The 21,402-nt window shown below is 61.2% G+C and carries 21 protein-coding genes; 12 read left to right on the top strand and 9 right to left on the bottom strand.

What is annotated here, in order from left to right:
- Positions 1-11: 11 nt before the first annotated feature.
- Positions 12-440, bottom strand: coding sequence for a nucleoside-diphosphate kinase (locus EKM88_RS06870; protein WP_125704535.1), 429 nt, complete (start codon positions 438-440; stop codon positions 12-14).
- 106 nt (positions 441-546) lie between these two features.
- Between EKM88_RS06870 and EKM88_RS06865 the strand changes: the two genes are divergently transcribed.
- Positions 547-1,248, top strand: coding sequence for a glycosyltransferase family 2 protein (locus tag EKM88_RS06865; protein ID WP_125704533.1), 702 nt, complete (start codon positions 547-549; stop codon positions 1,246-1,248).
- On the opposite strand, the gene EKM88_RS06860 is transcribed toward EKM88_RS06865, so the two are convergent.
- The 6 genes from EKM88_RS06860 to EKM88_RS06835 all read right to left on the bottom strand — a co-directional run bounded on the left by EKM88_RS06860 (position 1,230) and on the right by EKM88_RS06835 (position 7,719).
- Complete coding sequence (locus EKM88_RS06860; RefSeq protein ID WP_125704531.1) at positions 1,230-2,027, bottom strand: class C sortase; 798 nt, start codon at positions 2,025-2,027, stop codon at positions 1,230-1,232. The two genes, EKM88_RS06865 and EKM88_RS06860, sit on opposite strands and share 19 nt — an antisense overlap.
- Positions 2,024-3,460, bottom strand: a complete 1,437-nt coding sequence (locus EKM88_RS06855; RefSeq protein WP_125704529.1) for a SpaA isopeptide-forming pilin-related protein — start codon at positions 3,458-3,460, stop codon at positions 2,024-2,026. The genes EKM88_RS06860 and EKM88_RS06855 overlap by 4 nt, the downstream gene beginning before the upstream one ends.
- Positions 3,457-5,751, bottom strand: coding sequence for a collagen binding domain-containing protein (locus tag EKM88_RS06850; RefSeq protein WP_125704527.1), 2,295 nt, complete (start codon positions 5,749-5,751; stop codon positions 3,457-3,459). The genes EKM88_RS06855 and EKM88_RS06850 overlap by 4 nt, the downstream gene beginning before the upstream one ends.
- Positions 5,752-5,892: 141 nt before the next feature.
- Complete coding sequence (locus EKM88_RS06845) at positions 5,893-6,642, bottom strand: hypothetical protein (protein ID WP_125704525.1); 750 nt, start codon at positions 6,640-6,642, stop codon at positions 5,893-5,895.
- The gene (locus EKM88_RS06840) at positions 6,635-7,348 is read right to left on the bottom strand and encodes an ATP-binding cassette domain-containing protein (RefSeq protein ID WP_125704523.1); all 714 of its coding nucleotides are present in this window, start codon (positions 7,346-7,348) and stop codon (positions 6,635-6,637) included. The genes EKM88_RS06845 and EKM88_RS06840 overlap by 8 nt, the downstream gene beginning before the upstream one ends.
- Positions 7,345-7,719, bottom strand: a complete 375-nt coding sequence (locus EKM88_RS06835; protein ID WP_125704521.1) for a GntR family transcriptional regulator — start codon at positions 7,717-7,719, stop codon at positions 7,345-7,347. The genes EKM88_RS06840 and EKM88_RS06835 overlap by 4 nt, the downstream gene beginning before the upstream one ends.
- A 172-nt stretch (positions 7,720-7,891) precedes the next feature.
- Here EKM88_RS06835 and yaaA point away from each other — a divergent pair, with 172 nt between their 5' ends.
- From yaaA to EKM88_RS06820, 3 genes are read left to right on the top strand one after another with little or no spacing between them, the layout of a single operon-like run.
- Positions 7,892-8,632 carry a peroxide stress protein YaaA gene (gene yaaA / locus EKM88_RS06830; protein WP_125704519.1) on the top strand — a complete coding sequence of 247 codons (741 nt, stop codon included), beginning with the start codon at positions 7,892-7,894 and terminating at the stop codon, positions 8,630-8,632.
- Between the two features lie 12 nt (positions 8,633-8,644).
- Positions 8,645-9,727, top strand: coding sequence for a hypothetical protein (locus EKM88_RS06825; protein ID WP_125704517.1), 1,083 nt, complete (start codon positions 8,645-8,647; stop codon positions 9,725-9,727).
- A complete protein-coding gene (locus tag EKM88_RS06820) occupies positions 9,714-10,547 on the top strand; it encodes an alpha/beta hydrolase (protein WP_125704515.1) in 834 nt (277 codons plus the stop codon). Before EKM88_RS06825 ends, EKM88_RS06820 begins: the two co-directional genes overlap by 14 nt.
- Positions 10,548-10,631: 84 nt before the next feature.
- Here EKM88_RS06820 and EKM88_RS06815 read toward each other — a convergent pair whose 3' ends face one another.
- Positions 10,632-13,250 (bottom strand): YfhO family protein, encoded by a 2,619-nt coding sequence (locus EKM88_RS06815; RefSeq protein ID WP_164512030.1) that lies wholly within the window; start codon positions 13,248-13,250, stop codon positions 10,632-10,634.
- A 222-nt stretch (positions 13,251-13,472) separates the two neighbouring features.
- Here EKM88_RS06815 and EKM88_RS06810 point away from each other — a divergent pair, with 222 nt between their 5' ends.
- From EKM88_RS06810 to EKM88_RS06790, 5 genes are all read left to right on the top strand, one after another.
- Complete coding sequence (locus tag EKM88_RS06810; protein ID WP_125704510.1) at positions 13,473-15,599, top strand: peptidoglycan D,D-transpeptidase FtsI family protein; 2,127 nt, start codon at positions 13,473-13,475, stop codon at positions 15,597-15,599.
- A 389-nt stretch (positions 15,600-15,988) separates the two neighbouring features.
- Entirely contained in the window at positions 15,989-16,675 is a 687-nt protein-coding gene (locus EKM88_RS06805) for a rhomboid family intramembrane serine protease (protein WP_125704508.1), read from the top strand.
- A complete protein-coding gene (locus tag EKM88_RS06800; RefSeq protein ID WP_125704506.1) occupies positions 16,675-16,908 on the top strand; it encodes a YqgQ family protein in 234 nt (77 codons plus the stop codon). Before EKM88_RS06805 ends, EKM88_RS06800 begins: the two co-directional genes overlap by 1 nt.
- Entirely contained in the window at positions 16,901-17,857 is a 957-nt protein-coding gene (locus EKM88_RS06795; protein WP_125704504.1) for an ROK family glucokinase, read from the top strand. Before EKM88_RS06800 ends, EKM88_RS06795 begins: the two co-directional genes overlap by 8 nt.
- A 55-nt stretch (positions 17,858-17,912) precedes the next feature.
- Positions 17,913-18,308, top strand: coding sequence for a rhodanese-like domain-containing protein (locus EKM88_RS06790; protein ID WP_125704502.1), 396 nt, complete (start codon positions 17,913-17,915; stop codon positions 18,306-18,308).
- Between the two features lie 33 nt (positions 18,309-18,341).
- On the opposite strand, the gene EKM88_RS06785 is transcribed toward EKM88_RS06790, so the two are convergent.
- Positions 18,342-18,521, bottom strand: a complete 180-nt coding sequence (locus tag EKM88_RS06785) for a DUF3042 family protein (RefSeq protein ID WP_125704500.1) — start codon at positions 18,519-18,521, stop codon at positions 18,342-18,344.
- A 65-nt stretch (positions 18,522-18,586) separates the two neighbouring features.
- On the opposite strand from EKM88_RS06785, the gene miaA reads away from it, so the two are divergent.
- The 3 genes from miaA to EKM88_RS06770 all read left to right on the top strand — a co-directional run bounded on the left by miaA (position 18,587) and on the right by EKM88_RS06770 (position 21,377).
- Complete coding sequence (gene miaA / locus EKM88_RS06780; RefSeq protein WP_125704498.1) at positions 18,587-19,537, top strand: tRNA (adenosine(37)-N6)-dimethylallyltransferase MiaA; 951 nt, start codon at positions 18,587-18,589, stop codon at positions 19,535-19,537.
- Positions 19,521-20,777: a methionine gamma-lyase family protein gene (locus EKM88_RS06775; RefSeq protein ID WP_125704496.1), complete on the top strand. Its 1,257-nt coding sequence runs from the start codon at positions 19,521-19,523 to the stop codon at positions 20,775-20,777. The genes miaA and EKM88_RS06775 overlap by 17 nt, the downstream gene beginning before the upstream one ends.
- A 237-nt stretch (positions 20,778-21,014) precedes the next feature.
- Positions 21,015-21,377: a MerR family transcriptional regulator gene (locus EKM88_RS06770; RefSeq protein ID WP_125704494.1), complete on the top strand. Its 363-nt coding sequence runs from the start codon at positions 21,015-21,017 to the stop codon at positions 21,375-21,377.
- Positions 21,378-21,402 lie beyond the last annotated feature (25 nt).

The raw sequence follows: 21,402 nt of genomic DNA, 5'->3' as shown, positions 1-21,402 counted from the left end.
TTTGCGTCAGGTCAATCGGCGAGCTCAGGGAACCAGATGGTGATCTCGCGCTCGGCGCTGGCCACGGAATCGGAGCTGTGCACCACGTTTTGGATCGGACCGGGGCCCCAGGCGCGGCCGAAGTCGCCGCGAATCGTGCCCGGGGCGGCGTCCTCCGGCTTGGTCGGGCCGGTCATCTTGCGGACACTCTCGACGACATCGGTGCCTGTTGCCACGATCGCCACCAGTGGACTGGCCACCATGTAGCGCTCAATGCCAGGGTAGTAGGGTTCGTCCACCAATTGGGCGTAATGGGCCGCAAGCTGCTGGCCCGTGGCCTGGACCACCTTGAGCGCTTTGAGCGTAAAGCGCCGCCGTTCGAGGCGGGTCAGGACTTCGCCGACGTGGCCGGCCGTGACGCCGTCTGGTTTTACCAAGATCAAGGTACGTTCTTCAGTCATGATTGCCTCCCACTGCAAGTATCGACTTGCAAATATTATCATCATGATTAGTTTACCTGCTTGCGGTGGGGAAGGCCAGAGGTTTTCAGAAAAATGGGGGATCGAGATGTTACTTTCAATTATTGTGCCGACGTATCAGCTTGGGCCGTACTTTGCGGGGATGCTGGCCGCGCTGTCGAAACAGACGGTGACCCATGAGCTTTGGTTGATCGATGATGGTTCCACTGACGGCACGGCCGAATTGGCGGCGACGTACGCCCACCAGCACGCCGCGACCCATTTTCACGGGTTTGCGCAGCACCGCGGGGTGTCGGCCGCGCGTAATTATGGGCTGGCGCACGCCACTGGGGATGCGCTTGCGTTCGTTGATGGCGATGATGTTATCGCGCCAACGTTTGCCGCGACACTGCTGGCGGGGTTCACGCCGGGGGTAGTTGCGGTCAGCGTCGGCTACCGGTGGTTTCGCGCGTTGCCGGCGCACGAAACCGGGTGGCAGCAGTTAGACCAGGCCGCCATGTTTGATCAAGTGACGCATCACGGCACGGCGGTCGGCGGCTACGTTTGGAATAAAGCGTTTTTGCGGTCGGCGATCGGTGGGTTGCGGTTCGATGAGACCCTGTCAATCGCCGAAGACTACTGGTTCACCGCTAGCTTCGTTGCGCAAAACGCGGGCCGTTACGCGTACTGGCCGGGCTTGCTCTACGAAAAGCGTAATCGGCCGAACAGCACGATCCACACGGCTGGCTGGCAGGCGCGGCGCACGGAAGACGCAGTGTTTGCCCGGATCCGTCAGCTGCGGTTACGGTAGCGCCAGCGTGCGCGCCAGCTCCCGAGTAGCAGGAGGACGGCTGCAGCGGCCCCGATCAGCCACACCCGCTGGCTTTGGCGCTCGGGAACGGCTGCATTGGCTTGCTTTTCGGCTGTGGTGAGTGGCACGCGGTGGCCGGTGACCAACAGGCGGTGGTCATTCACCATGAAGGGCGTGCACGTCAGTAGCGTCACCAAGTCGCGCCCTGGCTCAAGGGTCAGTGCATCAGCTTGCGCCGGCAACACCGTGCGAATGCGCTCAACCTGGTAGACGCGCGTGGTGGCCCCAACGGTGATGCTGAAACGGTCACCGCGCTTGAGCTGGTCCAAGTGGGTGAACAGCACCTGGTTGACGAGGCCGTTATGCCCGGCGATCACGCTGTGGCGACTGGCCCCACCCAGTGGAAAGCTGGTCCCGGGCACCACTCCGACGCCGCGGGCCAGAGCCGCGGCACTGGTCTGATCGTACAGCGGGACTTGTAGCGTCAGTTTGGGGATCATGACGACCCCAATCAGATGGCTGGCGAGGTCAGTGTCCTGGGTGGCCGACGCGATGAAATCGGGGGCATTGGGCAACAGGCCGTTTTGCGCAAGCCGCGCATTTTCGGCCGCTTCTGCGGTCCGCGCGGCTTGCGCATTTTGCTGCAGCTGGTGGGTGGCCTGGGCGAGTCGCCAGCTGGTCAGGCGCGCATTCAAGGGGCGGGCGATGAGGGGGTAGCTCAATAGGAGCACGCCGATGCCGATGAGCCCCCAGGTGAGCCAATCGCGGCGGCGACTCATGCCTGGCGCCGCCGCCAGACGCGCAGGAGGCCACTGCCGCTGGCGCTGAGGCCTAAGAGCAAAAGCAGTCCAGCGGCAATACTGCCGGTTGCCGGGAGCAGGCCGGTGTCAGGGGCGTGCGTGATGGTGGTCGTCAGCACCGGGCCGGTGCCAATGGCGCCCGGTGCGATGGTAAAGGGCGTGTGAGCCTGAGTGATTTCGTGACCAAGGGGGGCGGCCACTTCTTCGAGGGTGTAGTCGCCGGCGGCTAGGTCGGTGAGGGTCAGGCCATCGGCAGTGACAGGGAGCACCGCGGCCTGAGCGGCATCGGTCACCCAGGTGAACCCTGTCTCAGTCTGCTGTGCCAGGGTCCCATCGGCGCGGTGGAGCAAAAAACTTGCCCCGCTGAGCGGCTGGTGCGTGAATGCGTCAGTGAGGACCACATGGGTGGCGCCGGTTTCAATGGCGTTGCTTGACGTTTCAAGGGTGCGCGTGGCCTCAGCCTGGGTCACCGTCAGCGTGGCGGTCGTGCTTTGATCGGCAAACGGGGTGGCGCCAGCTTGCACGTGCGCGGTGTAAGCTAAGGTGACCGGCTGGCCGGCGTGGGCCGCCAGCGCCGCGAACGCTTCCGGTGTGGTCTGCGGTGAAACGAGCAGGGTTAGCCGGTGCGCGCTGGCTTGAACCCATTGCGCCCAGTCGCCGGGCAGGCGCTGGTCATCTGCCGTCAGCGTGAGCTGGTCATACGCGAGCGCCAAGCCACTGGTGCTGGTGAGTTGCAGGTGTAGCTGCGTGGGGGCAAGCGTGCTGTTGCCCATTTCCGCGGCGAGCGTGGCGGGCAGGGTGAACCGCAGCCGGCCCTGGAGCGGCTGGCCGCCTGGTAGGCTGAGCACACTGCCGAGTGCTGGCAAGGGACGATCCGGCAGCTGAAGGGTGTTCGTCAGGCCGCTCGCCTTGGGGTAAAGCGTGTAGCTTGCCTGGCGCTTCGCGTCCGTTGGCACCGCAAAGATCGTCGGGGTGGCCCACATCAGGTCGGTGGCCCCGCTGATTTGGGCAAACAGGTACACGCGGTAGATGCTGCCGGTTTTGACCGGCAGCGTGGCAAAGGTGGCCACCCCCTGGTCGTCGGTGGTCGCTTCGCCGATCGGGGCATCAGCGGGCTGAACCGCCCAGTTGCGGCTCAGAGTGGTGGCGGCGTCTTCGAGGGACTGGGTGGCGTTCAGGGTGTTGAAGGCCGTGGTCACATCGTAAACCGCGAAGGTGGCGGGTGTCGCGGGCAGTGCCGCGAGCGTCGGCATCAAGTCGCCAGTGTTACGCACCGGTGGCAGGTCGTCTGCGCGCTTGGGCTGCAAATGCACCGTCACCGTATCCGAGTCAGCTTGTGTCCCCTGACTGGGCAACAGACCGAGGCAGAGGCCAACGGCGAGGAGGAACCAAACAAAGCGCAATTTTGTCATAATAAACTCCTTTCGTGAAGGACGGCGAGGCCAAACAGGGCGCAGGTCGCAACCACTAGCCACAATAAGGCACGGCTGCCGGTTGCAGGCAGTGTGGTGGCGGGGCTGGGCCGTTGCGCCAGGGTGAACGTCAGTTGGTTGGCGGCAGTGCCTGGGCTCAGCGTTGATGTGAGGCGGTAGTCTTCAGGTGCCAGGTCATCACCGGAATAAGCCAGTGCGGTGATGTCCCCACGCGCATCAAGCGTGAAGGTAAATGCACCGGCAAGCGGTGAAAAACCAGTCGGTGGCACAAGTTCTGTCAAGGTGTAAGTGCCCGGTTGCGCATTATCCAAAGGCGCTTCTGTGAGCGGTTGGGTGGTCGTGGGCGTCGTGAGGGCAAAGCGCGCGCCGGCGGGTTGCGCGAGCATCAGCTGAAGCGTGAAGGGTTTCAGGGTGTCGCGTAGCAGGGGTGGCGGCACGACCAGCTGTGCCTGAGTGGTGGTTGCGATCACCTGCAGGGGAAGCGGTGGGGGCGGGGTGCTGCCCGTCACCGGCTGGGCGGTCACCACGTAGTCACCCCAGGGGACGTCACCAAAATCAACGCGCCCGCTGGCATCCGTCGTGCGGGTCAGTGGTTGTCCACCCTGGGTGCGCGTTAAGGTGAGCGCCTGGCCTGCCGTCGTCTGGTTGGCAGGGCCTTGACGCGTGAGCGTGATCGGCACCGTCAGTAGGGTGTGGGTGAAGGCCAGCTTCTGCGCTTTGCCGGTGTACCAAACAGCTGCACTGGCAGGCGTGGTGACGTAGCCGGGTGGTGCATTGGGCAGGTGCACGCGATACTGACGCAGTTCTAGGTCCGCCCATGCGGCTAAGTTGACCGGTGCGCTTTCGCCAGCCGGCGCAGGGAGCGTCTGCACTGGCTGCCAAACCGCCGCTGGCCCCTGCTGGTCAACCTGGAAGGTCAGCGTTGCCGGCCGGGTTTGCCACCGATTGCCCACATCTTGCCAATCGCTGACCACCTGAAAAATCAGCTGGCTGGGCGAGGGATGGCGAATGGCCGGCTCTGGAAAGGCCAGCGTTACCCCCTCCGGCGTGTTGACCTGCGCGTCACCGACCAGGCGAAAAGTCCGGTCGTTGGCTGCGGGCGTGAAACCGATCTGAGTGGTGAGGCGAATACCTTGCCCGGCCCCCAGGGTGAAGGGACCGAGCGTCATCTGACCGGCTGTGGTCGGGCTTGAGGTGAGGCGCGTTGCCGCACCGGCTGTGACTTGACCGGTGGCGGCAACTTGGAGGCTGGACTGAGACATGCTGGCGCGAGTGAACGTTGGCGCCAGCGTCACGGTCACGGTGGCATCCACCAGGCTGGCCGTCAAATCGCGCAGCGCCTCGGTCGCCGTTGTCACGAGTGAACCTGGCGTGACCGGTTGTGGCGACGCGCCGGTGGCGGTCGTCAGTTGGTGCAGCAGAAGCGGTGCCGTACTAAGGGTCAAGCTGGTTGTGACCGGCCGTAACGCGGGGCTGAGGCTGCTGACTAGCGGGGTCACCGACTGAACTGATGGCGCTGGTTGACGTAATGGGTCTGGCAGCGTAGCAGGGGTTACCGTCTCATCGCCAGCCGTGGCCTCGCCGTCAGCGCCCGCCACCACCAGCAGCCGCTTGCGCGCATCCGGGCGTGCGGTGGCGAGTAGTTGATGGGCCACCGCGATCGCAGGCGTTAGGGCAGCATCGGCTGTGGCTGAAGAGGCCTGGTCCAGCTGTGCGAGTAGGCCAGCCGGCGTGGTGAAGACCCCGGTCTCAAACTGGGTGACGACCGCCTCGGTCGCCGTACTCGGGTGGATCAAGGCAACCCGTACGTCCTGGTCGGGAGTCATCGCGGCCAAGGCTTGAACCAATGGGGCAAAGATGGCCGCGTCACTCCCCCGCGCCGCGAGGACAAGCGCCAGATCGGTGGGGCGCGTTGGGGCCCCGATCACGTCGAGTTCCTCCTCAAAAACGGAGCCAAGCTGCCGCGTGATCAGCCGGCGGGTATACCCCACTGGCGCGCCGCCAACGCTGAAGACGTGGTAGGCATTTTGCCAAGTGGGCGGGGCCGACGAGAAGGTCGTGACCGGTGGCGCATCTGGGACCGTTGCGCCGTAGTGATAATTGATGGTGTGTGAGGTAACGAGGTAGGGTAACGTGGGGTCGGTCTGCGCTTGCAGCGCCTGGGTGAACACGGTGGGCACCGCGGCTGCCTGTATGGATTGACTGCGCGGGTAAGGCGCGAGCACCGTCACCAGAAGTAAGGCCGTGAATGCGGACACAAAACGATGCATGAAGCACCTCCGTAACCGTTGATTGTGGGGGACACATAATAGATTCGCAAAAGGCGCGCATTTTGCGCGCCTCAAATAAAAAAACGCCAGCACGGGGCTGGCGCAGGGGTGCCGGTGACTTTAGACGTGCTGACAATCATGTCAGGCGGGTTCGACAAAGCGATTCAAAAGAAGCACATTCAGCGCGGTCATCAAGGCGATCAGGAGCACGTAGCAACCTGTGCCGATGAGATACGAGGCATTGGTTGAAAGCGTGGGGCTCAGGAGCAGGCCGTCAAATGGGGCGCTGAGGAGGTGGATCAGGCTGTTCATGGCCCAGACGCTGAGCACGACCACCAGCAGCGACAAGCCACGCGTTACCCACCGACCTTGTCTCTCGGGGAGAAAGAGTCGGATCGTGTTGATGAGGAGGTGCACCATGGTGATGAAGGCCCAAACGAACAGGTGCAGCACCACCCACAGGACGATGAGCTGGACCATGTCGGCCCAGGTGGTGTCAAAGTGAAATTGCGTTGTCCCGGTCACGAGAATCGCCACCGTGATGCACACGGCGACCCCTGCCCAATAGGCGACAAGGCCCGGCGTCAGCGCCACTCCGTTGGCCGTGATCAGCCGCCCATTGCCAATCGGCAGCAAGCGGTACTGGGCGCTACCCCAAAGCCGCTCTGTGGCTTGTGCGAACCAGACGATCAGGATCACGCTGGCGAAAAGAGAAAAGCCAAGGCCAAAGAGAATCAGGGTCGTCGGCCAGTCGGTGTGCGCCAATCCATGGGTGAGCAACCCGATCACCACGGCCACCACTGTGGTCAGGCCCCACAGGCCGAGCGCTTGACCGGCTTGGCGGAGACGCTGGTGGCTTAGTTGTGCGGTTAATTGGCCAAAATTAGTCATTCTCGTGCCCTCCTTCGTAGAACTGTTCGTAGTAAGTCTCGATACTCTGATGGTGGATGGCGCGGATGCGCTCGGTGGCCTCGTGGGCGATGAGGTGCTGGTCTTTGATCACGATCACCTCATCGAGAAGCGGGGCAATGTCCGTCACGTGATGGTCGGAGATCAGGATGGTGGCTTTGGCCGGCTTCCAGGTGATGATGCTGGCAAGGATACTTTTACGGGTCATGCTGTCGATCCCGTCAAATGGTTCGTCCAGCAGGTAAACGGCCACCTCGCGCGCCAGTGTCAAGGCGACTTGCAACTTCATGCGCGTGCCCTTGGACAGGGCCTCCAGCCGCTGATCCAGCGGGAGGGCCAGCTCCCCGGCCAGCGCCGCAAACCGATTCGCGTCAAAGTCAGGGTAACAGGTCGCCCAAAAGTCAACCAGCGCGGTGACCGGCTGGTGGGGTGCGGTTTCCGCCAACGCGTTGCTGTAGGCGACCTGGCCTTTGCGCGCCGTCGCGGTCGTCGCCCCGGCAATCGCGATATGGCCTTTGAAGTTGACGGCCAGACCGCTCAGCAGCCGCATCAGCGTGGTTTTGCCTGCCCCGTTGGCGCCCAGCAGGCCAACAATGCGGTTGGCCGCGAGGTGCAGGTCGACCCCGGTTAGGATCGTGCGGTGGTTGCGGCGGTAGGTGAGTGCGGTGACATCGACTAAGCTTGTCATTCAGATTCCTTCTCTCGTTGGGCAATGTAGGTTTCAAGCGCAGCGCGCATTTCGTCTGCGGTGAGGTTCAAGGCGGCCAGCCGGTCGTACAGCTGGGCCAGCGGCGCCTGAATCGCCGCCGTGCGCAACGCCGCGAGGACGTGGGCATCGGTGGTGACAAAATTGCCCAAGCCGCGCTTGGACACCAGCACCCCGGTTTGCACGAGGTGGCTCAAGGCGCGCTGAATGGTGTTCACGTTGACGGTGAGGTCAAGCGCGAGCTGGCGCACCGCCGGGACCTGTGCCCCGGCCGCCAGCTGACCGCTGATGATCTGCTGACGGATGTATTCCTCGATCTGATAGTAAATGGGGACCTTGTCGTCAAACTCCAAGTCATCACCTCCCGTATGCGTGTAATAGATTACTAGTACACTATAATTGCGGGTTGATCGAAACGCAAGCAGAAAAGGAAAAAATATTTTCGCGCCGCGCTTCACGTGCTATGCTGATTGCACGAACACGCGGCCGAGCGCCGTGACCGCGTGAGTTGGGGAGGTTGCGTGAATGCAAATGATTATTGCGCCGGCCAAGAAGATGGTCGTTGACACAGAGGCGTTTTTACCCCAGAGCCAGCCGGCCTACCTGCCCGAAACCACCGCGCTGCTCACTTACTTGCGCGCGCTTTCGCCGGTTGCGGCGCAGACGATGTGGCAGTGTAGCGATCGCCTGGCGGCAACGGCGTACGCGCAGTTGCAGGCGCTGACGATTGCGGGCCCACTGACGCCGGCAGTTATGAGTTACGTGGGCATTCAGTATCAGTACATGGCACCGGGGCTCTTGACGGCTCCTGGGTTGCGGTACTTGCAGGCCAATTTACGGATCCTTTCGGCGTTTTACGGGATTTTACGGCCGTTTGATGGCATCGTGCCGTACCGCCTGGAGATGAAAAGTCGTGTGCCGGGGCTGCCGACACCGGATCTCTACGCGTTTTGGGGCCAGCGGTTGCATGACGCGCTGGATTTTCGCGCGCCGGTGTTGAACTTGGCGTCCAAGGAGTACGCGCAGGCGATTCGCCCGTACCTGCAGCCCGGTGAGCAGCTCATTGACGTGGTGTTCGGGCGGCTAGTGGATGGCCGGGTAAAAACGGCGGCCACGCGCGCCAAGATGGCTCGCGGCGCCATGGTGCGTTATTTGGCCGAGCAGGCCGTGACGACGCTCGCACAGGTGGCCGAGTTTGATGCCCCGGACTACGTGTTTGCGCCAGAGCGATCTGACGCGACCCGCTTGGTATTTTTGGCGCGTTAGGAGGCGACCCAGATGATGCGGCGATTCCGAGCATGGCGGCAGCGACTCGCACAGGCGCTCGTGACCCTGCGGCCACTGATTCTTGTGGTGGGCGGGCTAGACGCGATTTACCAGGCCGCCATTCGGCGCGACGGGTTTTTGACCCAACTGTACGGGCTACAGTGGCCCCTGCGGTCAGTTTGGCCGGCGCTGGACAGCCTTCTGTGGCTGGCATTGAGCCTGGTGGTGGCCGCTAGGGTCGCGACCGCGCTGACGGTTGCGCCCAGCGCGCCTTGGCTCGCAGCCGCGAGTCAGCTTGCGATGGCGATCAACCTGCGAGGGGAAACCGTAGTGCTGGCAACCAGTGGGCCCTTGCGCGTGTTCATGGCAATCGTGCTGGCGACTGGCTGGGCCGCCTTCAGCCGGCTTCCAGTCGCGCGGGCACACGCGTGGAGTCTGGGCGCCGGCGGGGTGTTCGGGGCGTTTGGCCTGGCCCAGGGGCTGAGTCAGCTGCGCTTCTGGTGGCAGTTGGCGGTGCCGAACGCCTGGTGGGCTTGGCTTTCCGGTGGGCTCACGTGGCTGGGCGGTGCTATTATCAGCCAGCCGACCGCCGACCCAAACGCTGCCACAAATCTCGCTTACGCACTCAGCCATCAGAACTTGAGCGGGGTGCCGCGACCCGTCACCTTCAGCACGGTGTTTCTCCCGCTGGCCGCGATGGGTGGCGGCGGGGCACTGCTGGCGCTAGTGGTGGTGCTGCTGCTGAAGCGACGGCGAGTGGCGTGGGGGCTATTGCTGCCGACCGTTGTGAACCTGCCGACCACCGCACTGCTGGCAGTGCCGGCGATGCTGAATCCGTGGCTTTTGGCACCGATGCTCGGCGTACCGCTGATGATTCAAGCGTGGTACGCCATCGCTTTGTGGGGGCACCTGATGCCGCCGGCGGTTTTCCCTGTGCCGGCCACGACACCACCGCTGTTGGGCGCTTGGCTGGCGACAAACGGTGATTGGCGCACGCTGGGCGTGGCGCTTGTGGCGCTCGGGCTGGCCGTGGCCGGCTACTGGCCGTTTGTGACCCGCGCCCTGAAGGAGGCTCGAGACAATGAAATGGCTTAAAGCGGGATTAGCCGTTGTGTTCGCGGGTGTCCTGATGCTCGGGCTTTGGTTGCCGGCAGGGCGCTGGATGCAAACCAGTGTGCAGCATCGACGCCTTGCCGAACGCAACGCGATCATGCCGATCATTTTTGTGCCCGGCAGCTCGGCCACTCAGGACCGCTTTGACGCCTTGTTCGCGGCGCTCACCCAGGCAGGGCCGACAACACGGGCTCAGGCGCATAGTGTGCTCAAGGTGACCGTTAGCGCAGCCGGCAAGCTGGCCTTGAGCGGCCGGTTGCGGGCCGGTGATCGCCAGCCGTTCATCGTGATCGCGTTCGCCGACAACCGCGACGGTTACCCAACGATTCAAAAACAGGCCGGCTGGCTGGCCACGGCGATGCGTGACCTGCAAAAACGGTACGGGTTTACGCACTACAGCGGGGTCGGGCACAGCAACGGGGGCCTGGTCTGGACGCTGTACTTGGAGCGCAAGGCGCCTGCCAGTCTGGCAATGCAGCACCTGATGACCCTGGGGACGCCGTTCAACTTGGCGGAGTCCTCGCGGCAAAACCGGACGGCGCTGCTCGTGGATCTGTTGGCCGACCGGCAAAAGTTGCCGAAAACGTTGATCGTGGACTCGGTGGCGGGCACGCAGACGATGACCGGGGACGGCACCGTACCGCTGGCCAGCGTTGAGGCGGGGCGGTATGTCTTTCAGGGTCAGGTGCAGCACTTTACCCAAACCACGGTGACGGGCGCGGACGCAAGTCACAGCGATTTGACCACGAACCCGCAGGTGGTGCGCCTCATTCAAACGCAGTTGCTGACCGAGCGGCGCTGAACCCAACGCAAACAGCCTATCGCAGGCCGGCATGACGCAGTTCTTTACAGAACGGCAGGACATGTCGACTGGCGATAGGCTGTTTTAGTGGCGAATTTGCCGCCGTGGCGCGGTGTGCCGACCGGTGGGCCGCCGGAGCCAAAGGGGCAGGGCGAGGGCGGCGGTGAGGCTGCTGAGCAGGACCCCGAGCCAGAAGTATGGCGGCGTGTAGGTGAGCTGGATCGTGTGGTGGCCCTCTTTGACTGGAATCGCCAGGAAGGTTTCGGCGGCCAGTTGCGTCTTGACGGGCTGACCGTCAACCTTGGCGTGCCAGCCGGGCGCGGCGGGGATGGTGGTCATCACCAGATCATAGTTGGACACCATGTCGATGGTCGCGACTAGGCTGCGGTCGCCGCGTGACTTGATGTGCCAGCTTTTGTGCTTCAGGCTGTACAGGGCCGAAATGGCTTTGGCCTGGTCCAGTTCAAATAGCTGCAGATTGCCGAAGTCGGCGGAGTCCTTATTGAGCGTGAACGTTAAGGTGGTTGGCTTACCCGGTTGACTTGGCGTGACGTTCAGCAGCAGGTTGTCTCGAAATGTATCGTAGATGGGAATGACGTGCCCATCCTGGCTGAGGCTGACCAGCCCATCGGTGAAGTTGGCCCCGATTTGGAGGTAAATTGGATCCGTTGTGTCGGCTGTGAAGCTGTAGCTGACCGTGTGCGTTTTGCCTAGGCTCTTGGTGATCACGTCACCGGTTTGCTTGACCCCGGTGAGGGTCGGCGCGGATAGCTCCATGACGGAGAAATAGTTCGTGACCGGGGTGCCGAACAGCCCGGCCATCAGCCGCTCAAGGTTGGCGGTGGGCATGTCCTCGTTCAAAACGGTGCCGAGGATCTGCTGGCTGGCTTCAAACCCGAGGCCAACGGTGTAAGGGTTGCGGTACAGCGCCAAGCTTTGGGTCTGGCCCACTTTGTCATAGCGCAGCAAGTCAGGGCGGGCGGAGACTTGCGGCAAAAAGGCGGCGGACGTGTTGTCCAGTCGGGGGGAGAGCCACCCACCGATGTCTAAAAGCCCATCGGTCAGCAGCGTCCCGTTTGTGTAGGCGACGAACCCATCCCCAGCCGCCTGGCCGATCGCGCCGAAGAACTTTGGCATGGCCGGTTCCATCAGCGAGGTGAACTGGTCGGTGCCAAAGTAGCCGACCTGCATGGCATCATTTTTGGTTCGCAGCACCGTTTTGCCGATGCGCGTATCGGCGCCCACGATCGGCGTGAGCTTGGTGACACCGGCGCGCAGGGTCTCGGTGTAGGTGTGGTAGTCATGGTGGCTGACATAGGCCAGCTGATTCAGTGTGACCACGGCGTTGCTGCCTGCGTCAAAACACAGCAACAACGCGATTAACACACCGCTCATGGGCCGCTTGTCGGCCCGGACGGTGAGCACCACCAGGCTGGCGAGACTGACCAAAAAGGTCAGCGCGATCTGCTCGGTGGACAGGTATGGGTAATCCGTTGCGCGCAGGAACACGTAGCCATTCAAGCCGAGGGTGACGATCAACAGTGCGATCAGCTGGCGCGCGGACAGCCCGGTTGGTAGGGGGCGCAGCTCGCGCCAGGCCAGCATGACCAACCAAAAGACGATGACAAATGAGAACCGGTACGGGTACCACACCGGGAACTGCCCGGCGTGCCACAGCAGGTTGAGGGGATCCACCATCACTGACAGGAACAAAAAGGCGGTCCACCCGGCAGCAAACAGACGCTCCTGCCAGCAGTACTGGCGGTTGAAGAAGTAGAGGCAAGCTCCGATCAGCACCACGCTGCCAACGAAGATGTTGGCCTCACCGCTGGGCATCTGGTCAAAGGAAAACGAACCGGCAAAGAATTTTCCGAGCAACTTGACCGGATCGGCGGCTAGCTTCCAGGTGATCTTGGTGACGGTGTAGGTGCCCTTGCTTTGGGTCAGCTGAAAGAAGGTGGGTAGCAGTAGCCAAGCGGCCAAGGCCCCGGCTAGCAGGCTCCCCCCTGCGAAGCGGCCGATGGTGACCCAGCGCTGCCGGCCCCGTTGGCGGCTGGCCACCAGGCGAAACCCGAAGTAGCCGATAATGAACAGGCAGATCATGTAGCCCATGTAGTAGTTACTGATGAGCGCCACCGCCAGCCAAATGGCGTAACCGGCCAGCCGGCCGCGGCGGATCAGCCGGTCCACGCCCAGCGCTACCAGCGGCAAAAAGGCGGCAGCATCCAGCCACATGACGTTGAGCTGATTGGCGATCATCCAACCGGACAGCGCATAGATGGTGCTGAGGCCGATCAGCCAGCCGCCTTGGGCGCGGTGGGCCCGTAGGTACAGGCCCATCCCCAGCCCGGCCGCGCCGTACTTGGCCAGCGTCATCACGGTGATGGCCAGGTCCAGCGCAGTTTTAGGGAACAACAGGAGGATGACGTTGAACGGACTCATCAGATAGTAGGCAAACGTGCCAAGCATGTCACCGCCGAGGTCTTTGTTGAACGCGTAGAAAAACTGACCCGGATGGCCGAGGACCGTCTGGCGCCAGTAGCTGTAAAAATCGATGTACTGCTGGCCTAAGTCGACGGTCAATAGGCTGTTGTTGCCGAACGGGAAGACGCGGATGGCGATGAAGTAGCCTGCCATGATCAAGACGGGCGTGAGGGCAGCGGCCCACAGTGCATGACGTTGGATGAAACGAATGACGCGCATCTGACCGCTCCTTTCTTGGGTTAAGCTCGTCCGCTTGAGGCAAGGAACCAGTGTCGGCGGCCGCATGATGCGGCGTCTGAACTGGGTGCTAAAAAACCGTTAAGCTCACGGACTGGGGCTTTTAATTGATTAGGAATAATATAACATACAGATAATGAGCCGTGGCGTTTGTTCACGGATTTTGCTACACTCGAGAAGAATTCATTCAAAGGGGACGCTGTCTTGAAATATATCCGCACACCAAAACCGAAGCGAGAGCGGTCGCACATTCCGTTTCGACTGAACCTGCTGTTCTTCTTTGTGTTTGTGTTGCTCGCTGCGCTGGTGGCGCAGCTGGCCTACTTACAGATCATGAATGGTGAGCGCTTCAAGGCCGACGTCGACAGTACGGGTTCTGCCGTGGTGACAGGAAGCGTTCCCCGCGGGCAGATCTATGATAGCCAGGGGCGCGAGTTGGTGGCCAATCAGGCCAACAGCGCCATCGTGTACACCAAGGGACTGGGCGTGACCGCTAAGCAGATGCGCAAGACGGCGGATACCCTGGCCAAGTACATCACCGTGCCCGTTGAGAACCTCAGCAAGGGCGACATGGCGGACTACTACCTCGCGGATGAGGCTGTCACCAAGGCGGTGCTGGCGAAGTTGCCGCTCAGTATGCAAAAAAGCACGGATACCAGCGCGCAGTACAAGGCCGCGCGCGCCTATGCCGAAAAACATTTGCCGGCCTACTCCGACCATGAGCAAGAGGCGATCATGATCTTCAAGAAGCTCAACGGCGCCTCGCAGCTGACCACGGTGTATGTGAAGGATGCGGATGTGACCGAGGCAGAGGTCGCGTCCGTGGGGGAGAACCTGACCAAGATGCCGGGCATCAACCTCGGCACCAACTGGTCGCGCACTTACCCGAATGGCACTTCCATGAGCGGCATCATCGGCACGGTGTCAACTGAAAAGGCGGGACTGCCAGAGGAAAGCGTCAACGCCTACCTGGCCAACGGTTACGCGCGCAACGACCGCGTGGGGACCAGTTACCTGGAAAAGGCCTACGAGAATATCCTCAAAGGCGCTAAGAGTCGCACGCAGGTGGAAATCGGTAACAGCAATAACATCGTCAACCAAATCGTCGACTTTAAGGGGGCACAGGGTGACAACCTCAACCTGACGATCGATTCCGCGTATCAGGCCAAGGTGCAGGAAACGGTCACAAACGTCTTCAATCAAGCCTTAGCCAATGGCCATGCCAGTCTGTCAGATGGTGCGTACGCGGTGGCGATCAATCCGAAAACCGGCGCACTCCTGGCGATCGCAGGGCGTCAGCACAACGTCAAGACCGGCCAGGTGACGGATGACGCGCTGGGGCCGATCAACCGGACCTTCGTCATGGGGTCGATCGCCAAGCCGGCGATGGTGCTGGGGGCCTTACAGGACGGGGTCATCACCACGACCAACAACACTCAGGCCGACACCGCGATTTACCTGCGTGGCACGCCGGTCAAAAAGTCTGACTACCCGCTGGGCACCTTCGCTAGCTTGACCGCAGTGCAGGCGCTGGAGCGCTCGTCTAACATGTACATGATGTGGCTGGCGATCAAGGAAGGTGGCGGCGAAAACACCTACGTCCCGGGGCAGTCGCTGCGGTTGAATGAGAACATTTTCACCAAGATGCGCGGCTACTTCAACCAATTCGGGCTAGGCGTCAAGACCGGGATCGACCTGCCGGGCGAAGTGCTGGGGGTGCCCGGGGCCGAGCACAACGAGTACGGCCAGCTGGCCGTTGGGTCGGCGCTCGATATGTCTTACGGGAACTACGATCCGTATACTCTGATTCAAGAGGCGCAGTATGCTGCGACCGTTGCCAATAATGGCTACCGCATGAAGCCGTACGTGGTCCAAAGCATCAGCAAGACGCTGAGCGATGGCAGCGCGGGGCCGGTGGTTCAGACGACGACCCCGACGGTGCTCAGTAAAATCAAGAACAGCCAAGACCAGATCGACTTGGTCAAGCTGGGGATGTGGCAGGTGATTCACGGCACCAGTGGCTGGTCGACCGGGCGGGCTTTGAGCACGTTAAACCCTGGGGTCGCCGGGAAAACTGGGACGGCCGAAAGTTTTGCGCGGGTTGATCCGGACGACAGCACTTCCACCCAAGTCGAAACTATCACCCAAAGCTTCATCGGCTTTGCGCCTGCCAAGGACCCGCAAGTGGCCATTGCGGTGGTCGTGCCGAACCTGTCCAAGATGACCGATTACGCCAAGGATATTGCCAAGCAGATGTTCCAGGATTACTACACAATCAACGACATCCAACCTGAGGCGGGCTATAACGCCGATGCGTACAACATCAACTAGGCAGCGTATTCAAAAGATGCTACACTATAGGATGAAAACTGGGGTCGACCCGGTTGTAGGGGAAATGGTTTTTGGTTTTTGAGCATGCGTGCGCCGTTGGCGGTCACGCAAGCAGTTCGAGCGATTCTGCGCGCCCCGTCACAGGTCTGGTTAATCGACCTGGACGGGGCGGCGCGCGTTTTGGCGGCATGGTGGCTGAGTGCCGGGCATAAGTGGCATGCCGCGACTAGGTGTAGCCTGCGTTGCTCTGGTTTCGTCGCGCGCCGCGCAGCATCGCCAGGGCACTTGGGGCCAAAGACGCCCCAAGCCCCCTTGCGCGGCTAGCTGACTGGTTAAGGACGCTGTGCGTTGCGCTGGTTTACGCCCTGCTTTAATCGAAAGGAGCCTTTATGCATAATCCTTACTGGCGGACTCGGTACGAGAATATTCCCTTTGTCACGTACGCCTTGCTGGGTGTGACCGTCATTATGTTTTTGATTGAGACGCTGGCGGGGGGCAGCACAAACAGTTATGTCCTCTTGCAACTCGGCGCGCGTTACAATCCCGCCATTTATGCGGGGCAGTGGTGGCGCTTCTTCACGCCGATGTTTCTGCACATTGGGGTGATGCATCTGGCGGTGAACGCGGTGTCGCTGTACTTTCTGGGCGAGATCACGGAGAAGATCTTTGGGCACTGGCGCTTCTTGGCGATTTATCTGGTGTCTGGGGTCGCGGGTAACGTCGCGAGCTTTGTCTTCAACCCAGAGGCGTTGGCGGCCGGTGCCTCCACCGCCATTTTCGGCCTGATGGGTGCATTCTTGATGCTGGGGGACACTTACCGGCATAACGGCGTGATCATGCAGCTGTCTCGACAGTTTCTGACCATGGCGGTCCTGAACCTGTTTTTCAACCTGTTTTCCGGCGGGGTCGACATCTTCGGCCACATCGGTGGGTTGATCGGCGGAGTGTTGATCGCTGGGCTGGTTGGCGCGCCAAAACTCGGGCCCATGCCACGGGCCAAACAGGCCGTTGCCGGTATTTTGCTGGTGGTGGCGCTGGTCGCCCTCCTGCATGTGGGCATGATGCGGGTGGGCTGATGAAGACTTACTACGATGTGTTGCAGCTCCTCAAGCAGTACGGCACTTATATTCACGTGGGCAAGCGGCTTTGGGACATTGAGTTGGCAGCGGTGGAAATCGACCGGCTGCACCAGGCCAGTCTGATCGACGACAAGACTTATGCGACGGCCAAAATCGTCCTACGCCACGCGCATGAACAAGAACAGAAACAACCCCTAATCCATTTTGACGGAGGAAAAATTGATGACTGACAAGAAGCTGATCGGTGTCGACTTGGGCGGCACAACCTGTAAGTTTGCAATCACGACCGCGGATGGCGAGATTCAACAGCGTTGGAGCATCGACACCAACATCCTTGACGAAGGGAGCCACATCATCCCCGACATCATTGCCTCGATCCTTGACCACCTGAAGCTGTACAACATGACGGCGGCAGACTTCCAAGGGATCGGCATGGGGACCCCGGGGACGGTCGATTTGGCTCAAGGCACGGTCATCGGCGCCTACAACCTGAACTGGAAGACCCTGCAGCACCCAAAGCGCGACATCGAAAAGGCCACCGGCATTCCGTTTTACGTGGATAACGATGTCAACGTGGCGGCGATGGGCGAGCAGTGGAAGGGCGCGGGCGACAAGTCCAGCAACGTGACCTTGGTGGCCCTTGGCACCGGGATCGGCGGCGGGATCATCGCTGACGGGCATCTGTTGCACGGGATCGCCGGTTCTGCCGGTGAGGTCGGACATGTGACCGTTGACCCGGATGGCTACGAATGCACCTGCGGCAAGCGCGGCTGCTTGGAAACTGTGGCCAGTGCCACCGGTGTGGTGCGCGTGGCGCGCGACATGGCCGAAGAGTTTGCGGGTGACTCCAAGCTCAAGCAGATCCTGGATGACGGCGATGATATTTCCTCCAAGATCGTCTTCGATTGTGCGCAGGAAGGCGACAAGCTGGCGCTGATGATCGTGGACAAGGTGGCTTACTACCTCGGCTTTGGCCTCGGCAACATCGGCAACATGCTCAACCCGGAATACATTCTGATCGGTGGGGGCGTCAGTGCCGCTGGCGACTTCCTGCTGACCCGTGTCAACAAGTACTTCCAGTCCTTCGTCTTCCCGAACGTCCGCAACACCACGCACCTGCGCTTGGCGACGCTGGGCAACACGGCCGGCGTGATCGGGGCCGCTAGTCTGGCCCGCTAAGACAATTAATGACAAGCAAGCACGCATTTGGTGCGTTGGTTAAGGAGCGATAAGTGTGGTTCAATATCTGATTATTTTACTGGGCCTGGGGCTAATTTTCTGGGCCGGGTCATGGGGCTTCACCCAGTGGCAAAAGTCGCGGCTCAAGGCCGTTGGGGGCGAATTGACGCCGGAAGACTTCGAAAAAACGATGCGTAAGGCGCAGATCATCGACTTGCGCGAGAAGAAGGACTTTGACTCGGGCCACATCCTGGGGGCGCGTAACCTACCGTATACGGTCTTGAAGTCGCGCATGGGCGAGTTGCGCAAGGATCTGCCGGTGTACATGTATGACTTCACCGGGCAGATGTCCGTCCGCGCCGCCACGAAGATGAAAAAGGATGGTTTTACCGCCTTGTACTTCCTCAAGGGCGGCTACGATAACTGGTCCGGCAAGACAAAGAAGAAGTAACAAAAAAGACCGGCGGCTTGCCGGTCTTTTTGATTAGCCCATGTGTGCGCCGTGGCGCTTACGGTTGGCTTTTTTGCGGTTGTCGTTGATCTCTTCAACCTTGGTCTCAACGGGCTCGATGTAGGTCTTCTTGAAGGTCAACACGCTCCCGGCAACGGCGCCAATGGTGGCCACGGTGCCCAGCAGGAAACCGGTCAAAAATTTGTGCTTCATAAAAATCCCCTCCGTGATGTCGAATTATAGTACTGCATTCAGTATACTATATCAATGGTGATGAAATGAATAAGAGCGAACCTAAAACCAAAATTTTGATGATCGGTGGGCCGACTGCCACGGGCAAGAGTGCCTTGGCAGTCAGTTTGGCGCAGGCATTTAACGGCGAGGTGATCAACGGCGATGCCTATCAAGTCTACCGCGGGATGGATATCGGGACGGCGAAAGTCACAGCGGCGGAGATGGCCGGGGTACCGCACCACCTGATCGACATTGTGGCGCCAAGCGACCCGTTTTCGGTGGTGCAGTTCAAGCGGCGCGCCCAGGCGGCGATCACTGCCATCACGGCGCGCGGGAAGCTGCCCATCGTCGTTGGCGGCACCGGGTTTTACCTGAACGCCCTGCGGCTTGACTTACCGCTGGGGGGGGCGGCCCCGCCAACGCCGCTACGCACTGAGCTGCAGACAGCGGCGCCGGCAGACCTGTGGGCGCGGCTGAACGCGGTCGATCCGGTGGCGGCGGCGAAGATCCCGGTCGGCAACACGCGCCGGGTGATTCGGGCGCTAGAGGTGATTCAGACCACCGGTGTGCGAGTGTCGGAACAGCCGCCCCCGACACCAGCCTACAATGCGCTGGTGCTGGGGCTGACCACTGAACGCGCGGCCTTGTACGCGCGCATCGATGCGCGCGTCAACCAGATGATCGCCGCCGGGTTGGTGGCCGAAGTGCAGACGTTGCTCAAAACGGTGCCACCGAGTGCCCAGGCCCTGCAGGCGATCGGCTACAAGGAGCTGGTGCCGTACGTGCAGGGCACGGTCCCGTTGGCCGCGGCCGTGGCGGCGATCCAGCAACACTCGCGGCGCTATGCCAAGCGTCAGCTGACGTACTTCCGCCACCAGATGCCGACGCATTGGTTCGACCTGCTGGCGCACCCTGAGATACAACCAGAGATCACGGCGTTGGTTGACGCCTGGTCCAAGAATTCCATGGAGGATAAAAATGAGTTGGAAAGATAATTTAGATCCCAAGTTAGTCGCATTAGTGGCTGAGGTGGACGCCAAAATTGCGCCGCGCCTAGCCGAGCTGGACGATCAGATCCTCGATAATCAGGCCAAGGTGCTGAATGCCTTTCGCAACCATAACGTGGCGGAAAGCTACCTGAACGGGACCACCGGCTACGGAGACGACGACCAGGGCCGCGATGTGCTGGAAGCCATTTACGCCGAGGTGCTCGGCGGTGAAGACGCTTTGGTGCGCCCCCAGTTCGTCTCGGGGACGCACACGATCGGGGTCGCGGAGCTTGGGTTGGTGCGCCCAGGTGACGAGCTGTTGTACATCACCGGTGAGCCGTATGACACGCTGCAACAGGTGTTAGGCATGGCCGGTAACGGCATCGGCAGCGCCAAGGAGTACGGCATCGCTTGCGACTACGTGCCGCTGAACGCCGATGGGTCCGCGGACCTGCCCGCCATTCAGCAGCGCATCACGGCCAAAACGAAGGTCGTGTGCATTCAGCGCTCCCGCGGCTATGCGACCCGCGATTCCTTCACGGTGGCCAAGATCGCCGAAATGATCAAGGCTGTGCGCGCGGTGGCACCGGCAGTGTGGATCTTCGTGGACAACGCCTACGGGGAATTCTCCGAACGCCTTGAACCGCTGGATGTGGGCGCCGATCTGATGGCAGGCTCCCTGATCAAAAACGCCGGGGGTGGTATCGCCAAAACCGGTGGCTACATCGTCGGGCGCAAGGACTTGGTGGAACGTGTCAGCTACCGCATGACCGTGCCGGGCATCGGGGGTGCGGAAGGGGCTACCGGCAGCAACCTCTGGGACATGTATGAGGGCTTCTTCCTGGCCCCAAGCGTGACCGGCAACGCCATCAAGGGCGCCGTCTTCGAAGCGGCCTTGCTAGAGGCACTTAGCCTGGACGTGAGCCCGAAGTGGGATGCACCACGCACCGACCTCATTCAGACCGCCAACTTCGGCAACCCCGAAGACATGACCAAGTTCGCCAAGGCCGTGCAGGAGTTTTCACCGGTGGATTCGTTCGTGACGCCGATCGCCGAGCACATGACCGGCTACGAGGACAAGGTGATCATGGCAGCGGGGAACTTCGTGTCCGGCGCGACCATCGAGTTCTCTGCGGATGGCCCGCTGCGTGAGCCGTACACCCTGTACATCCAGGGCGGGCTCACCTACGCCCATGTGAAGCTGGGCATCATTGGCGCCGCCCAGGCAACCTACTTCAATAAGTGAGACCCGTCAGCCACCTCATTGAGGTGGCTGTTCGTTTAATTAGAAAAAATGAATAAGGCGAAAGATTTTTGCTAGCAAGTCATTCAGCATTTGGGTAAAATGAAACGCAGTTGGTTAAAACGCCGGCGGCCTCGGTTCGCGGAACTTTTTCAGCACGTGTTAGATTAGCTAACACCAGCGATTGACAGCTTTTCACGTGATTGATAGACTGAATCACGTTAGAAGGGGGGCCAGATCATGACTGAGATCAGCGCGTTGCGCACGCGGCCCGTTTTGCCCATCAGTACCGTGATGGCGCTCACGGAATTGACCGCGCGTCAGATTCGCTATTACGAGACGCAGGAATTGATTCACCCGGCCCGTAGTGCAGGCAATCATCGCTTGTACTCGCTGACGGACATCGATGCGTTGATTGAGATTCGCGAGCAGCTCGCTTCGGGCTTTTCACTGGCAGACATCCGCGCCCTTCGGCACCCACGCCGCCGGGAAACCAGCGATTCGGAAGCACGGCGGATGTTGCGTGAAGAACTGATGAATCAAGGTCGCTTGAACCCAAACGACCGGCACACCTTGAGTCAGGGTTTTGGTTTTCGCAGCTAAGACATATCACAAAGGAGTCTAATTG

The sequence above is a fragment of the Lacticaseibacillus daqingensis genome, from assembly GCF_003946115.1.
GTDB lineage: Bacteria > Bacillota > Bacilli > Lactobacillales > Lactobacillaceae > Lacticaseibacillus > Lacticaseibacillus daqingensis.
Note: the sequence above shows the minus strand (reverse complement) of the source record. Positions and strands in the feature narration are given on the sequence as shown.

Bases quoted from the DNA above. Each gene is read 5' to 3' on its own strand.
- EKM88_RS06775 (WP_125704496.1), top strand. From the start codon at position 19,521: ATGAGTTGGAAAGATAATTTAGATCCCAAGTTAGTCGCATTAGTGGCT.
- EKM88_RS06815 (WP_164512030.1), bottom strand. From the start codon at position 13,250: ATGCGCGTCATTCGTTTCATCCAACGTCATGCACTGTGGGCCGCTGCC.
- EKM88_RS06770 (WP_125704494.1), top strand. From the start codon at position 21,015: ATGACTGAGATCAGCGCGTTGCGCACGCGGCCCGTTTTGCCCATCAGT.
- EKM88_RS06850 (WP_125704527.1), bottom strand. From the start codon at position 5,751: ATGCATCGTTTTGTGTCCGCATTCACGGCCTTACTTCTGGTGACGGTG.
- EKM88_RS06840 (WP_125704523.1), bottom strand. From the start codon at position 7,348: ATGACAAGCTTAGTCGATGTCACCGCACTCACCTACCGCCGCAACCAC.
- EKM88_RS06785 (WP_125704500.1), bottom strand. From the start codon at position 18,521: ATGAAGCACAAATTTTTGACCGGTTTCCTGCTGGGCACCGTGGCCACC.
- EKM88_RS06800 (WP_125704506.1), top strand. From the start codon at position 16,675: ATGAAGACTTACTACGATGTGTTGCAGCTCCTCAAGCAGTACGGCACT.
- EKM88_RS06825 (WP_125704517.1), top strand. From the start codon at position 8,645: ATGATGCGGCGATTCCGAGCATGGCGGCAGCGACTCGCACAGGCGCTC.
- miaA (WP_125704498.1), top strand. From the start codon at position 18,587: ATGAATAAGAGCGAACCTAAAACCAAAATTTTGATGATCGGTGGGCCG.
- EKM88_RS06865 (WP_125704533.1), top strand. From the start codon at position 547: ATGTTACTTTCAATTATTGTGCCGACGTATCAGCTTGGGCCGTACTTT.
- EKM88_RS06855 (WP_125704529.1), bottom strand. From the start codon at position 3,460: ATGACAAAATTGCGCTTTGTTTGGTTCCTCCTCGCCGTTGGCCTCTGC.
- EKM88_RS06845 (WP_125704525.1), bottom strand. From the start codon at position 6,642: ATGACTAATTTTGGCCAATTAACCGCACAACTAAGCCACCAGCGTCTC.
- yaaA (WP_125704519.1), top strand. From the start codon at position 7,892: ATGCAAATGATTATTGCGCCGGCCAAGAAGATGGTCGTTGACACAGAG.
- EKM88_RS06795 (WP_125704504.1), top strand. From the start codon at position 16,901: ATGACTGACAAGAAGCTGATCGGTGTCGACTTGGGCGGCACAACCTGT.
- EKM88_RS06805 (WP_125704508.1), top strand. From the start codon at position 15,989: ATGCATAATCCTTACTGGCGGACTCGGTACGAGAATATTCCCTTTGTC.
- EKM88_RS06820 (WP_125704515.1), top strand. From the start codon at position 9,714: ATGAAATGGCTTAAAGCGGGATTAGCCGTTGTGTTCGCGGGTGTCCTG.
- EKM88_RS06860 (WP_125704531.1), bottom strand. From the start codon at position 2,027: ATGAGTCGCCGCCGCGATTGGCTCACCTGGGGGCTCATCGGCATCGGC.
- EKM88_RS06870 (WP_125704535.1), bottom strand. From the start codon at position 440: ATGACTGAAGAACGTACCTTGATCTTGGTAAAACCAGACGGCGTCACG.